Annotated in this window: 11 protein-coding genes and 1 pseudogene; 8 read left to right on the top strand and 4 right to left on the bottom strand. The window is 67.7% G+C overall.

Annotation, left to right across the window (positions count from 1 at the left end; genetic code table 11):
• Window positions 1-73 precede the first annotated feature (73 nt).
• Window positions 74-1,372 (bottom strand): multiple monosaccharide ABC transporter permease, encoded by a 1,299-nt coding sequence (mmsB, locus tag OH809_RS43485; protein ID WP_406415250.1) that lies wholly within the window; start codon window positions 1,370-1,372, stop codon window positions 74-76.
• Complete coding sequence (gene mmsA / locus OH809_RS43480; RefSeq protein ID WP_406415251.1) at window positions 1,369-2,916, bottom strand: multiple monosaccharide ABC transporter ATP-binding protein; 1,548 nt, start codon at window positions 2,914-2,916, stop codon at window positions 1,369-1,371. The genes mmsB and mmsA overlap by 4 nt, the downstream gene beginning before the upstream one ends.
• 224 nt (window positions 2,917-3,140) lie before the next feature.
• Between mmsA and OH809_RS43475 the strand changes: the two genes are divergently transcribed.
• From OH809_RS43475 to OH809_RS43455, 5 genes are all read left to right on the top strand, one after another.
• A complete protein-coding gene (locus tag OH809_RS43475; RefSeq protein ID WP_406415253.1) occupies window positions 3,141-4,379 on the top strand; it encodes an ROK family protein in 1,239 nt (412 codons plus the stop codon).
• 20 nt (window positions 4,380-4,399) lie between these two features.
• Entirely contained in the window at window positions 4,400-5,323 is a 924-nt protein-coding gene (locus OH809_RS43470) for an ROK family protein (protein ID WP_266992411.1), read from the top strand.
• Window positions 5,324-5,476: 153 nt separating this feature from the next.
• A complete protein-coding gene (manA, locus tag OH809_RS43465; RefSeq protein WP_406415255.1) occupies window positions 5,477-6,613 on the top strand; it encodes a mannose-6-phosphate isomerase, class I in 1,137 nt (378 codons plus the stop codon).
• 34 nt (window positions 6,614-6,647) lie between these two features.
• On the top strand, window positions 6,648-7,058 hold the full coding sequence (locus OH809_RS43460; RefSeq protein ID WP_406415257.1) for a hypothetical protein: 411 nt from the start codon (window positions 6,648-6,650) through the stop codon (window positions 7,056-7,058).
• Between the two features lie 366 nt (window positions 7,059-7,424).
• Window positions 7,425-7,685, top strand: a complete 261-nt coding sequence (locus OH809_RS43455) for a hypothetical protein (protein WP_406514805.1) — start codon at window positions 7,425-7,427, stop codon at window positions 7,683-7,685.
• On the opposite strand, the gene OH809_RS43450 is transcribed toward OH809_RS43455, so the two are convergent.
• Window positions 7,675-7,851 carry a hypothetical protein gene (locus OH809_RS43450; RefSeq protein WP_406415260.1) on the bottom strand — a complete coding sequence of 59 codons (177 nt, stop codon included), beginning with the start codon at window positions 7,849-7,851 and terminating at the stop codon, window positions 7,675-7,677. The genes OH809_RS43455 and OH809_RS43450 overlap by 11 nt on opposite strands.
• A 112-nt stretch (window positions 7,852-7,963) precedes the next feature.
• On the opposite strand from OH809_RS43450, the pseudogene OH809_RS43445 reads away from it, so the two are divergent.
• A pseudogene (locus OH809_RS43445) lies at window positions 7,964-8,707 on the top strand (helicase associated domain-containing protein); the annotation flags it as partial.
• Window positions 8,708-8,793: 86 nt separating this feature from the next.
• Window positions 8,794-8,964, top strand: coding sequence for a hypothetical protein (locus tag OH809_RS43440; protein WP_406415262.1), 171 nt, complete (start codon window positions 8,794-8,796; stop codon window positions 8,962-8,964).
• A gap of 226 nt (window positions 8,965-9,190) precedes the next feature.
• Here the strand turns inward: OH809_RS43440 and OH809_RS43435 are convergent, their stop codons facing one another.
• Window positions 9,191-11,986: a GH92 family glycosyl hydrolase gene (locus OH809_RS43435; protein ID WP_406415264.1), complete on the bottom strand. Its 2,796-nt coding sequence runs from the start codon at window positions 11,984-11,986 to the stop codon at window positions 9,191-9,193.
• 1,425 nt (window positions 11,987-13,411) lie between these two features.
• Here OH809_RS43435 and OH809_RS43430 point away from each other — a divergent pair.
• Window positions 13,412-14,452 carry a substrate-binding domain-containing protein gene (locus OH809_RS43430; protein ID WP_406415266.1) on the top strand — a complete coding sequence of 347 codons (1,041 nt, stop codon included), beginning with the start codon at window positions 13,412-13,414 and terminating at the stop codon, window positions 14,450-14,452.
• Window positions 14,453-14,524 lie beyond the last annotated feature (72 nt).

Genomic DNA, 14,524 nt, shown 5'->3' with positions numbered 1-14,524 from the left:
GGAATACCTTTCATGGGCTGCAGGAGGTGAGTCCCGCGGGGGATGTTCGCCGGGGTGTGCGTCGTGCGGTGCGTCAGCCGACGGCCGGGGCCTTGGAGCTGTCGCCGTGTGGGGCGGTCCGGGCTGCCGCGGACGCTGTCTCCTGTCGGCGGAAGGGCCGCGTGAGCGAGCCGATGACCGAGAAGTGGCCCTGGCTCTTGTTGTAGACGTCGAGCGCGACGGCCAGCAGCAGCACCAGGCCCTTGATGATCTGCACGAGGTCCACGCCGACGCCCATGAGCTGCAGGCCGTTGTTGAGCAGCGCCATGACTAGGCCGCCGACGATCGAGCCGCTGATGGTGCCCAGGCCGCCGGACACCGCGGCCCCGCCGATGAACACTGCCGCGATCGCGTCGAGTTCCCAGCTCAGTCCGTCCTGAGGGCCGGAGGCGGCCGACCGGGCCACGAAGATCATGCCTGCCAAGGCGGCGAGGACCGACATGTTCATCATGACGAAGAAGTTGACCCGCTTGAGCTTCACACCTGACAGCTCCGCGGCGCGCGCGTTGCCGCCGACCGCGTAGATGCGCCTGCCGCCAACGGTGTTGCGGGTGTAGAACGAGTAAGCCAGTACCAGGACGATCAGGATGATGCCCGACACCGGGAGGCTCGTGCCGACCCGGCCGCCCGCGAAGCGCAGCGTGGCGAAGACGATGACGCCCACCATCACGACGAGCCGCACACCGGAGATCCACAGCGGCACCTGCCGTGCACCCATCTCCTGCCGGGTGCTCCGGGCACGCCACTCCCGCCACACCACTGCGGCGCAGGCGATGGCGCCCAGCAGCAGGGTCGGGTTGTTGTAGCCGGTGCTGAGGCCGAACTCGGGCAGGTAGCCCGCGCCGATCGTGCGGAAGCCCTCGGGGATGGGGACGGTGTCCGCGTTGCCTATGAACTGGTTGCCGCCGCGGAACACCAGCATGCCCGCCAGCGTGACGATGAACGCGGGGACGCCGATGTAGGCCACCCAGAAGCCCTGCCAGGCGCCGATGACCGCGCCGACCGCCAGGCCGAGCAGGATCGCGGCCGGCCACGGCAGGTCGTAGTTCTGCATCGCCTTGGCGACGACGATCCCGGTGAACGCCGCGACGGAGCCGACCGACAGGTCGATGTGCCCGGCGACGATCACCATCAGCATCCCGATGGCCAGGATGAGGATGTACGAGTACTGGCTCACGACCGCGATGAGGTTGCCCGACGTCAGCGTGAGGCCGTTGGTCAGGACCTGGAACAGCAGGATGATCGCCACCAGGGTGAAGATCATGCCGAACTGGCGGCTGATGGAGGTGGTGCCCCCGAAGAGGTTCTTCTTGAGGTCTTGGTATCCGCTCATGACACCGGTGTTTTCTTGGTAGTGGTCATCTGCTTCATGAGGAGTTCGGGATCGGCCTCGGCGCGCGTGACCTCGCCGGTGATGGCTCCCTCGAACACGGTGTAGATGCGGTCGCACAGGCCGATCAGCTCGGGCAGTTCGGAGGAGATAACGACGACCCCCTTGCCTTGCGCGGCAAGCCGCTGGATGATCCCGTAGATCTCGAACTTGGCGCCGACGTCAATGCCGCGCGTCGGCTCGTCGAGGATCAGCAGGTCCGGGTCGGTGAACATCCACTTGGCCAGGACGACCTTCTGCTGATTGCCACCGGAGAGCTTGGCGACGCCTTCGTCGACCGTCGGTGTCTTGATCCTCAAGTCACGGCGGTACTCCTCGGCGACGCGGTGCTTGGCGGCCTCGTCGATGACGCCGTACCGCGCGACCTTCGCGGGCTTGGCGGCCACGATGGAGGTCTTGATGTCGTCGAGGAGGTTGAGACCGATCGCCTTTCGGTCCTCGCTCACGTACGCCAGGCCGTGCCTGATCGCGTCGGAGACCGACTTCAGCTGAATCTCCTCACCGTTCAGGTAGATGTGGCCTCCCTGCCAGACCCCGTAGGACCGGCCGAACAGGCTCATAGCAAGCTCGGTGCGCCCGGCCCCCATCAGGCCGGCGAATCCGACGATCTCGCCGCGGCGCACGGTGAAGCTGGACCCCTTGCACACCAGGCGCTCGGTGGAGATCGGGTGACGCACCGTCCAGTCGCGGACCTCGAAGAACACCTCACTGATGTCGGGGGTGTGCTCGGGAAATCGGCTGCTGAGTTCGCGTCCGACCATGCCGCGCACGATCCGGTCCTCGTTGACTCCGCCGGCCCGTACGTCGAGCGTCTCGATGGTCCGCCCGTCGCGCAGGATCGTGATCGAGTCGGCGACCGCCTCGATCTCGTTGAGCTTGTGCGAGATGATGATCGAGGTGATGCCCTGCCGCTTGAACTCGCACAGCAGGTCGAGCAGATGGCGGGAGTCGTCCTCGTTGAGCGCGGCGGTCGGCTCGTCGAGGATCAGCAGCTTCACGTCCTTCGCGAACGCCTTGGCGATCTCGACGAGTTGTTGCTTGCCGACGCCGATGTCCTTGATGAGCGTGTCGGGGTCCTCTTTGAGGCCCACCTGCTCCATGAGCTCCAGGACGCGGCGCTGGGCGCTCTTCCAGTCGATGGCACCGCGCTTGCGCGGTTCGTTGCCGAGGAAGACGTTCTCGGTGATCGACATGTCGGGAACCAGGGCCAGTTCCTGGTGGATGATGACGATGCCCGCGTGCTCGCTGGCCCGGATGTCGCCGAAGCGGACCTCCTCGCCCCGGTAGAGGATCTCGCCGCTGTAGGCGCCGTGCGGGTACACCCCGCTGAGCACCTTCATCAGCGTCGACTTCCCAGCGCCGTTCTCCCCGCAGATGGCGTGGATCTCGCCCTCGCGCACCACCAGGTTGACCTCGGCCAGGGCGGTCACGCCCGGGAAGGTCTTGGTGATTGAGCGCATCTCGAGCAAAACCTGGGCGGCGCTCATGACAGGGGCTCCGCGCCGTGCGGCCCGCCTGGACCGGGCCGGCCCGGTCCAGGCGGGGCAAACGATGACGTTGGCATCAACTTCTCCGAAGGTCTTTTCTCGCGTCCGGGCCACTTCATGTGCCGCAGCGACGTCTGGTGGCGAGGACTGTAAATCCATTTGCTTTACTTAGTCAACGCCCCGGTGCAGACTGACGCTTGGCGGGCGAACAGGAAGGACCTCCAGTGCGACAAGCAGGCACGAATCTGCCCAAGGTGGGGCGGTACAACCGGGCGGTGGTGCTCGAGCAGATCCAACTCAGCGACGGCATCAGCAGGCTGGAGATCGCCCAGCACACCGGCCTGACCGCGCAGAGCGTGTCCGGGATCGTCCGTAAGCTGATCGACGAGGGCATCGTCCGCGAGGACGGCGCCAGCCGGGTGAGCAAGGCGGGGAAGCCCCGCACCACGCTGCGGATCAACGCCGACGCGGGCAGCGCGGTGGGACTGCACTTCGACCCAGCCGAGCTCGCGTGCGTCGTGGTGGACCTCCTTGGTGAGCCCCTGGCCACCAAGCGTGTCCCGACACCGGCGGGCGCCGTCCCGGCCGACAGCGTCGCCGCGATGGCCGACCTGGTCGCGGACGTACTGGAGCAAGCGGCCGTGCCGCGCGAGCGCGTCCTCGGCCTCGGCCTGGCCTGCCCCGGCCCGATCGACCTGGAGCACGGCATTGTCGTCGCGCCGCCCCAGCTGGCGCACTGGAACCGCGTCCCTATCAAGCAGATGCTCAGTGAAGCCACAGGCCTGGCCGTCACGCTGGACAACGACTCCACCGCCGCCGCGGTCGGCGAACGGTGGGCGGGCGCCGGGCGAGGAGCCGTGAACTTCGCGTACTTCTTCTTCGGCACCGGTATCGGCGGCGGTCTGGTCCTCAACCACCAGGTCTACCGGGGTGGGTCGTTCAACGCCGCCGAGTTCGGCCACCAGACGGTGCTGCTCGACGGCCCGGAATGCTACTGCGGCAACCGGGGCTGCCTGGAGACCCTCGTGAGCCCGGCCGCGATCGTCGCCGAGACGCACCGCAGGCTCGGCGCCGGCGGTGAGAGTTCGCTGGCCGAACGGTTCGGCGCCGACCCAGCCCTGGTCGACAACGCCGCAATCAACGACGCGGTGGCGGCCGGTGATCCACTGGCCGCCGCAGTCCTCGACCAAGCGGCACGTTACGTCTCATCCGTGGTCGTCAACGTCGTCAACGCCACCGATGTGGACCTCGTCGTCCTGGGCGGCCACGGAATCCGGAACGTCGAGAAGCTCTTCGTCGACACCGCCCAGTCCGCCGTGTCCACGAGGGCGATGTCCCGGCACATCCGGGTGGTCGACGTGACGATGTCGCCGCTGGGCGCCGACGCCGCGGTCGTGGGTGCCGCGGCGCTCGTCCTCCACACCACCTATTCGCCGCAGCTGTCGGCGCTCCTCTCGGACTGATCCCCATGGAAAGGACACTCATGGCCCAGGAAGTCGTGCTCGCGGTGGACATCGGGGGCACCAAGATCAGTGCGGGCCTGGTCGACGCACAGGGGCAGGTGTACCGGCACGCCGAGGTCGCCACACCCATCCCCGGCTCCCTACTCAACGACGCACTTCGCGGGCTGCTCACGTCCGTGGTGGACACCACGGCACCCAGGGCCGTCGGACTGGCGTGCGCGGGGCCGGTGGATCCACCGCGCGGCACCGTGAGTCCGGTCAACATCCCGGCCTGGCGGGACTTCCCGCTGATCGACCTGGTCCGCGACATCGTGCCCGGTGCTCCGGTCGACCTCGTGGGCGACGCGATCGCCGCCGCGCTGGGCGAACATTGGCTCGGCGCCGGACAGGGCATAGCCTCGATGCTCGGCATCGTCGTGTCCACGGGTGTCGGCGGCGGCCTCGTGCTCAACGGGGTGGCGTACGCCGGTCCCAGCGGCAACGCGGGCCACATCGGCCACGTGGTGGTCGACCCCGCCGGACCGCAGTGCACCTGCGGTGCGACCGGCTGTGTCGAGGCGTACGCCAGTGGCCCGTCCATGGTGCGCTGGGCCCGCGAGCAGGGCTGGACCGGGCCCGACGCCCGCGCGCTCGCCGCCGACGCGGCCCGCGGTGAGGCCGTGGCCGTCGCCGCGTTCGACCGCGGTGCCCGGGCGCTGGCACGTGGCATCGTCGGAACCGCGACGCTGTGCGACGTCGACCGGGTCGTGATCGGCGGCGGGGTGGCGGCCGCCGGCCCGGTCCTGTTCGAGCCACTGCGGAAACACCTGGCAGACTCGACCACCCTGGATTTCGTCCGGCGCGTGACCGTGAAACCGTCCACCCTGGGCCGGCACGGCGGCCTGCTCGGCGCCGCACGCACCGCTCTCCTCGCACCTGTGGTCGACACCGCGTCGCGCCCATGACCGACGCCGCGCCGCACAGCCCCAAGTCGCGCTCAACGCCTTGAGCATCGCCTGAATCACCCACGGGGTCGCGCCCCCTCCCCCGAACGGCGGGGCCGGCCCCGCCCACCGATCTCCGCATATCCCTGACCCCACCCGACAACCGAGGCGGACATGAGCGAACTGCTCCGACTGCACAACCCGGTCCGGCCCTACGACTGGGGCTCACACACGGTTCTTGCCGACCTTCTCGGCCGCCCGAGCCCGACGGCGGGCCCCGAGGCAGAGCTCTGGATCGGGGCGCACCCGGGCGCCCCGTCCATCCTCCCCGACGGCAGGTCGCTGCTGACGGCGGTCACCGACGCCCCTCGGCCCATGATCGGTCCGGGCACCGACCGGCTCCCGTTCCTGCTGAAGGTTCTCGCGGTCGAGCGGCCGCTCTCCATCCAGGTGCACCCGGACGCCGGCCAAGCCCGCGACGGGTACGAGCGCGATGAACGCACGGGACTCGCTCCTGGCGACCCGAAGCGCAGCTACCACGATTCCTGGCCCAAGCCCGAACTCCTCTACGCGCTCACCGCGTTCGAGGCGCTGTGCGGGTTCGCCGAGCCCGAACAGGCCGCATCCCTGCTGACCTCGACCGGTGGTACACGGCTGCGCCGGGTGGCCGATGTCCTGGTCAGTGGCGGGCCTTGCGCAGCGGTCACGCTGCTGGGCCGCTGGCCCGAGGACGACCGCGCCGCGCTGGTGGACGAGGTACGCACCAGCCGCGCGGACATCCCCGAACTCGTGTGGGCCCGGCGGCTGGCAGAGCTGTACCCCGACGACCCCGGCGTCGTCACCTCGCTGCTCATGAACCTGGTGACGTTGGCACCCGGTCAGGCGCTGTTCGCCCGCCCCCGCACCCTCCACGCCTATCTGCGCGGTACCGGCGTGGAGATCATGGCGAACTCCGACAACGTCCTGCGCGGCGGCCTGACGGCCAAGCACATCGACCTCGCCGAACTCCAGGCCGTCACCGATTTCGCTCCCTCGACGCCCGAAGTGGTGCAGGCGGTGGAACTGCCCAACGGGGAGGACCTGTACCCCACCCCGGCGGCCCAGTTCCAGCTCACCAGAATCCGCGGCGATGTCAAGGTCCGCGCTCCCGGCCCGGGCGCGCTGCTGTGCATCGAGGGCGAACTCACCGCCGAACGCGGGTCGGCTCGCGAGACCCTGCGCCGAGGCGAGGTGCTCTTCGTTCCCGCAACGGGCGGCCCCCTGCGCGTGACCGGATCCGGGCTCGCGTTCCGCGCCTCGATCCCGTCCTGACCGCATCCTGTACGACACCCGACCGGGCTGCCGCATGCGAGAAGCCGGCCACCCGGCAGCGGTTCGAGGCAGCTGCGACGAACTGGCAGCCCGTTGGCTCGCACGGCAGGCCCGCGACTGGGCGCAACTCAACCCGGAACAGCAACAGCGGCTCGCGGCCTTGGGCGTGAAACCGGCTGCACGGCCCCAGAAGACCGCAGCGCAAACCAACACGAAGGCTGGGGCAACGAAGGGCGCCGACGCGTTCACACGGGGCGTAGCAGCCCTCGCTCAGTACATCCAACGCGAGGAGAAGACCGTCGTCGGAAGGCAGCACGTCGAAGAGCTCCCCGACGGCACCTCCGTACGACTCGGCGTCTTCCTCAGCAACCAAAAAAGCCGACGCCACCGCCTCACCGACCAACAACTCGCAGCCCTCGCCAACCTCGGACTGGAGTGGGCGTAGAAAGAATCGCTGCTGTCCGTCGTCGTGAACATCCGCAGCGTGTCGGCAGTGGTGTGCCTCCCGAACTGCTGTCTAAACGCTGCTCCCTGTCGCGTACAAAGCCACGCGGCTGTCAATTCAAGGTCGTACGCAAGCCACAGGGGTCAATCAGCCCACGGGCAACACTGCAGGCCACCAGCCAGGAATGCCACCCCGAGGGGGTGCATGACCCGCGTGGTCACGGCTGAGATCGGATCACCGCGACGCAGCACAGCGCTGCGAGGGCCAGCTCCGGAGGCCAGGCGCCCCGTTGCGGGGCCACCAAAACGGTAATGGGGTGTCTGCACAATAGCTTTGACCAACCGTCAGACCGCGAAGGGCCGCGCCATGGATGACGCCTCCCCGCACCAGCGGTGGACGCCCCGCACCACCCCGGCCGACGGCGGCGAGCAGGGCCGCGCAGCCCGCATCCGGGCCACCGCGGCGACGGCCGCCACCCGCGTCCACGAGCAGGCGGTGAAGGCCGCCATGGCCGGCCTCCACGGACAACTCAAGGACCGTCCCCCGGACATCCCACTCTTCCCCTCATCACCGTCCAGAACGGCGAACAACTCCACCTCACCGCAACAGGAATCCGCTACAACCTGAAGCCCACACCGTAGAAAGCGACGCCGACCGCCCCGGCCTCAACCTTCGGCACCCAACCCCCTGCTACCACAGCCCTGACCAGCGACAACACACACCGTGCTGTACCGACCGGTAACCAGCTGGCCAGCACCATCACCAAAATCGTCAGCACCAGATCGGCATCCATGACAGCACCCGAAACCCCCACCACAACCAGCTGAACAGCACAGACAGCGCGCCACCGAACTGACATCACGATGCCGAACCACCACCGACAAAACCCCGCAGATCATCACCACCGCAAGAAGCAACTGGACGCCGAAGGCATGGTCTGGGAACCCGGAGACGAAGCATGGGAGACAAAACTCGCCGCCCTCCGCTCGTACCACCGCGCACACGGACACCTGGCCCCGCGCCAGGACGCCGTGTGGGGCGAGCGCGACAGCGACCTGGTGCCCATCGGACAGTTGATCGCCAACCTCCGCAGAAAGGGCGGCCTGGGCAAGGACACGGAGCGGGCAGCTACCCGGGCCGCGCAGCTGACGGCGATCGATCAGGACTGGAACTGCCCCTGGCCACTCGACTGGCAGCGGCACTACCGGGTGCTCGCCGACCTGCTCGACGCCGACGGGGCGCTGCCGGCCATCGAGCCGGGCGTGCTGTTCGAGGGCGATGATCTGGGCCGGTGGCTGGAGAGGCAGGCGAACTCCTCCTGGGCTCAGCTGACCACCGAGCAGCAGGAACGGCTGACCGCACTGGGCGTGAAGCCCACTGCGCGTCCGGCCCCGGCCGCCAAGGCTGCAGCGAAGGGGGCGGGCAAGGCGTCAGCGGCCTTCCAGCGGGGCGTAGCAGCCCTCGCGCAATACATCGCACGCGAAGGGACACACGCCATCGTCCGGTCGCACACCGAGCGGATCATCATCGAAGACCAACAGCACGACGTGAAGCTCGGCATCTGGGTCTCCAACACCAAGCAGCGACGGGACAAACTCACCGACCTGCAGCGCGCCGCCCTCGCAGAACTCGGAGTCGAGTGGGCGTAGCAGCCGCAGCAGGGCGGTGAAACCGAACACGTCATACCGACCGGCAACCAACTGACCTGCATAATCGCCAAAAGCGTCAGGGCGCGATGCCCGACCGGGGCCACGTCGAGGTCCTCCCCGACGACACACAGCACCGCACCGGCTTCTGGATCGGCAACCAGAAAGCACGCCGCGACAAACTCGACGCCGAGCAGCTCCGCGCACTCGCCGGGTTGGGAGTGGAGTGGGCCGTGCAGCAGCGCAGAACGCCGCCCTGATCGTCTACGCACGCCCGATGAGTCAGAAGCTGGGACCGTGACCGTACTCGTAGAGGTCGAGGCCGCGATGCGTGAGGTGGGTGTGTACAGCGAGCGGTGCAACTCGGGTTGATTTCTTCTATCGGCGTCCGGCGGTAGAAGAAATCAACCGAGTCCCACCGTTCGCTGTACAGACCCGGTCCGGCGGCCCGGACAGCTGCTCGGCAGGCAGCTGTCCGGCCGGTCCTCAGCTGGTGGCGAAGACGCCGAACTCGTTGAGGGCCCAGCCCCATCCGGTGGCCGGTGCGCCGGTCTTGGCGGAGACCCAGCTGTTGACGCTCAGGAGCACGTAGCGGGCCTTCACCTTGGGGAAGGTGTACGAGTGCGGCTGGCCGCATTTCTGGACGCCGTGGGCGGCGCAGTCGGTGGTGTCGCCGGAGTCGGCTTCACTGGCCACGGTTGTCCAGTTGGTCCCATCCGCCGAGACCTTGAGGTCGTAACTTACCGGGTAGTTCTCCCAGTCGGGGTTGACCTCCATCCGGCTGACCGCGGTGCTGGCGCCCAGGTCGACCTTCAGGCTCCAGGGATCGCTGGTGGTCGCCTGTGCCATGGTCGCGAGATTGCCGTCGACGGCGTTCTCTGTGGGCTTGCCCCAGGCGGTTGCCGGGGTGCCGTTGATCATCGTGACCGGCTTGCGGAGGGCGAGATTCCCGGTCGCGGGCGGCGGGGTCGTCGAAGCGCCCCAGCTCTGCGGCGCTGCGTCCATGGTGAACGTGAGGTGTCCGCCGCCGGTGAGGTCGGAGTGACTCAGGAAAGGCTTGGTGATGCTCTTGCCGTTGAGGCTGAGTCCCTTCACGTACGGCTTGAGTTCTGCGCCCTTGGATTTGATCACCAGCGGCTTGGTGGACCCGGGCAGCCGAAGCGTGACCTTGTCGAACATGGGGCTGCCCACCGCGTACTCACCGGAGGCCGGGTTGACGGGGTAGAAGCCCATCGCGGAGAACAGGTACCAGGAGGACATCTGGCCGCAGTCATCGTTGCCGGAGAGACCGTCGGGGGCGGCGTGGTAGTTCTCGTCGGCGATCTGGCGGACCAGTTCCTGGGTCTTCCATGGCCGGCCGGCATAGTCGTACAGGTAGGGAGAGTGGTGGCTGGGCTCGTTGGTCTGGTTGTTGTGTCCGCCGTCGAAGTAGCTGTCGAGCCACTCGGCGTACTTGGCGTCGCCGCCCTTGAGGGCGATCAGGCCAGGGACGTCATGCACGACATCGTTGGTGTATACCCACTTGTCGCCCTCGGTCCAGCCGCCGTTGTTCCAGGAGCCGTCGAAGTTGCGGGCCTGCATGAAGCCCGTCGTGGGGTTGTACAGATTCTTGTAGTTCTTGCTGCGGTCCAGGAAGAACGTGGCGTCGTCGGTGTTGCCGACGGCCTTGGCGACCTGTGCGACGGCCCAGTCCTCGTAGGCGTAGTCAAGGGTGCGGCTGCCTGCCTCCGCGGTGCGGTCGGCGGCGACCCAGCCGTTCTGCTTGTACGTCGTCAGGCCTGCGCGCGCCTCGGCGGGCGTTCCCTGCTGCCGATCGCCCCACCACAGTTCGGTGTCCTTGTCGGGAGGTGTCATCGCGTTCTTGCGGACGGCCTCGTAGGCGAGGTCCACGTCGAACCCCTTGAAGCCCTTGGCGATAGCCTCCGCGATGATCGAGTCGGCGTTCGTGCCCACCATGATGTTGGTCTCGGCGAGGTTCTTCCACATGGGGAGCCAGCCGCTTTGCTTGTAGTCCTGAAGCATCGAGGTGACCATGTCGTTGATGCGTTCCGGAGCGAAGAGGGTGAGGAAAGCGTTCTGCGCCCGGAAGGTGTCCCAGAGCGAGTATCCGGTGTAGCTGACGCCGTCGTGGACCTGATCGTCGTAGGCGCTGTAGTAGCGGCCCTGCTCGGACATCTCCGAGGGGTACTGCAACGCGTGGTACATGGAGGTGTAGAAGGTGGTGCGCTCGTCGGGCGTGGCGCCGGAGATGTCGACTCGGTCGAGCTTGTCGGCCCAGGCGGCCCTGGTCTTGGCCGCGGTCGCATCGAAGCCCTGGCCGTCGGGAACCTCTGCGTCGAGGTTGGCCCGCGCCTGGTCCACCGAGATGAACGAGGTCCCGATCCGGACGTTGACCGTCTCGCTGCCGGCGGGGAACCGGACGTAGCCTGCGAGGTCCTGGTCCGTGCGGTCGCCCTCACCGTCGAACTGGGTCGCACCCTTGGCCGTGCCGTAGCTGTCGAAGGCGGTGTCGAACCGCGCGACGAAGTACCCCTTGAAGCCAGGTGCCCTGGACGGGCCGAGCTTGCTGTCCTGGCGGTCGGGGTTGTAGCCGGTGATCTCCTTCTTGGCCGGGTCGATGTGCACATTCCCGGTGATTCCGGACCGGGTGGCCTGCATCACGAAGTTCGTCGCGGCCCCCTCGGGATAGGTCAGCCGCAGGTGCCCGACCCGGGAGGTTCCGGTGAGTTCGGCCTTGAGCGTCTGCCCGGGCGCCGGAGTCATGTTCACCGTGTACTTGTCCGGCGCGGCAGTCTCATCGGCGTGAGTGAAGGGCAGGCCTCGATCCGCCTCGGCCGTCTTGACCGCGCCGATTCCGGGCATGCCCACCACGTAGCCGGAGTCGCCCATCCAGATCGCCGGCTGATGGGTGCCGATGAACCCGGTGATCTTCGAGTCGTTGTGGTGGTAGGGCAGCCTGCTGACGTAGTTGGTGCGGGTCATCGGCGACCATCGGGTCATCGCGAAAGGGGGCGCCGTACTGGGAATCATGCCCCCGTACTCGGTGCTGTTGGCGCCCGACGTCCCGATGAGGGGATTGACATGCTCGACGTTGGACGCCGCAGTCACCTCGGACGGGGCTGCGGCCGCAGGGCCTGTCGCGCCGATCCACGGGACCAATGCGGCCAGCAGTCCGCCCGCGATCAGGGCTGCCAGCCCCCTGGGGGCCGGCTTCGCGCGTCTCGCGAGCGAAGTCCGGGCCGGGGCTCTCCCGGAACTGCCCCGATACCGGCTTGCTTTCATCAATGCCTCCAGAGTGGAAATCAATAGACAACGTTGTCAAAAGCCCTGGGAACGGAGCCGGAGGAGATCTACAAGGTGCTTGCCGCAGGCCCCCGGTCGTGCCGGTCGGCCGCCGCCGTACGCAGCCACAGCGACCGCCCAGGCGCCCGAGCAAGTGCCCACATCTAACTGGCCAGGCGCATTCTGAGCAAGCCTTGTTGCAAAAAAGATGCGCGATCTTGGTTCTCTCATGCGAAACATGCACGGATGGCGATCAGGCCATTGCGAGCAGGGTCGCATCGAACGCCGTCGGGCCCTCCGGGGCACCCCGATACGCTTCCTCGCCTGGAGAGTGCTCCTTTCATGCGACGACCTGGACCCAAGACAAGCCTCATCGTTGCAGGCCAGGAGCACTCTTCACGTTTCTGATCACCCACCGGGCGCCCTGCCACGTGAAAGCTCGAGGTTAGTGCCCAACGAGCTGGAGCAGGCCGTCAGTAGACCACCGGAGACGACGGTCAGGTCGGCCGCGCCGGTGACGCCCCGCAGCAGGCTTCTGCGGCTGCGCGCGAGGGGCCGCGTCTCTCCCTCACCTGCAATGGAGACAACGTCCCGTCAACTACTCGACATCCGCCCGTTGCGTCCCCCGTCTGGACGCGTGCAGTCCAGCCCGCGCATCACAGCCCCGGCCGGCATCGGCCTGCACTGAGAGGTGATCCCATATGGCGACTCTGCGGCAGCAGATGAGGGTGCAGGCGATGCTCGTGAAGGCGAGGAAGTGCTAGGCCTTGCGCTCGTAGCAATAGGGCAGGCGGCGGCAGCCGGCGAGCAGGGCATGGCGCGTTCGACGGTGACATCCCGGCCGCCGTGCGGTCTCAGCGCCCTACAGGACCAGGGGCACCGACGTCACCATCGACTTCAGGGGCGCCGGCACCAAGAAGTACGCAAACACCTGGCAGAAGTTGCTCGCCGACGACCCGTCCACACCCGTCACCTCCTGGAACAAGGAGTGCCGCGAGGGTCTGGCGGACGGTAGCATCGCCACGCCGTCCATCGGTGCGGGCCCGCCAACTTCACCTCGGGCGTCGCCTCGGCGTCGGGTAACTGGTGCGGCGCGCCGCTTCCGCAGCGGCCCCCGACGACAAGACCAGCGCGGAGCACGGCAGTTGCGCCATGCCGAAGGCCGCCAAGACCGATGAGCGACCCCGTCCCGGGTGAAACATCACAGACTCATCTCACCCCCGTACACAGGCTTGACACTCTCCCGTAATGAGCAGTGTCATATGTGTGCCCGTTTGAACCTGATGGTTTCTGGTTGATTTTGAGGTTCTACCTCTCTTCCGAGCATCCGCACCCGGCCGCTCGACGGCCATCTCGCTCTCCTCACCGCACGACCCCTGAACACGCCTTCTCCGGTGGTCGCTGCCAGCACAAAGGAGCTTCACCATGTCCTCTGCATTCCAGCGGCATGTCGCCGTCGCCACCGGCCTCCTGCTCACCCTCGGCGTAAGCACAGCGTGTTCCTCGGGCAAGGAGGCTGCCGGGCAGGACCCCGTCGGCAAGGCGGACGGCAAGATCTCCCTCACCTATCTCCAGAAGCAGGGCGACCAGGAGTACTTCGTCGGCGAGGCCGCCGGAGCCAAGACGAAGGCGGACGAGCTCGGCATCGACCTCAAGATCGTCAATCTCGGCAACGACGCCAACAAGACGGTGGGCGAGGTCCAGTCCGCCGTCGCCCAGAAGACCAACGGCGTCATCATCGTCGTCCCGGACCCCGCTGTGGGCCCCCAGGTCGTGCACACGGCCGAGGACGGCAAGGTCGCCCTGCTGACATCCGACGACCAGATCTGCTCCACCGGCCCCGACCCGGCCAGCTGCGGCAAGGCCGACCTCGTGCCCCGGGTCGGCTTCAGCGGCGCCCAGATGGGCGAAGAGGTCGGCAAGCGCGCGGCCTCCGAGTTCAAGAAGGCGGGCTGGAAGGCCTCCGACACCCGCGTCATCTCCGCCTGGAAGCAGGACGTCACGGTCTGCGGGGACCGGGTCAACGCCTCCAAGAAGGCCTTCGACGCGGCCGTTCCGGGAGTGAAGACCATCAACGTGGCCACCGACAACACACCCACCGGAGCTCAGGACAAGATCGCCGCGACGATCACCGCCAACTCCAAGGTCAAGAACTGGGTCGTCTGGGGCTGCAACGACGAGAACGTGATGGGCGGTGTCACGGCCCTGCAGAACGCCGGGACCCGTCCCGCCAACATCATCGGCGTCGGCCTGGGCGCCTACCTCGCGTGCAAGGAGTGGCAGTCGGACCAGCCGTCCGGCATGAAGGCGGCGCTGTTCATCAACGGCAAGGACGTCGGCGCTCTGGCCGTCCAGACCATGTACGACAAGCTCAAGCACGGCAAGGACTTCCCGCAGGAGGCCTTCGCCCCCACCACCATGGTCGACTCCCACTCCTGGAAGAGCGCCGGCCTCACCTGCAACTGATTGCCCCTCCCGCCGACGACCGGACAGATCGTCGGCGGGAGGCCGGCCGGCCCGGCCCGTACGCACCGGCCA

This window comes from Streptomyces sp. NBC_00873 (assembly GCF_045207415.1).
Taxonomy (GTDB): Bacteria; Actinomycetota; Actinomycetes; order Streptomycetales; family Streptomycetaceae; genus Streptomyces.
Note: the sequence above shows the minus strand (reverse complement) of the source record. Positions and strands in the feature narration are given on the sequence as shown.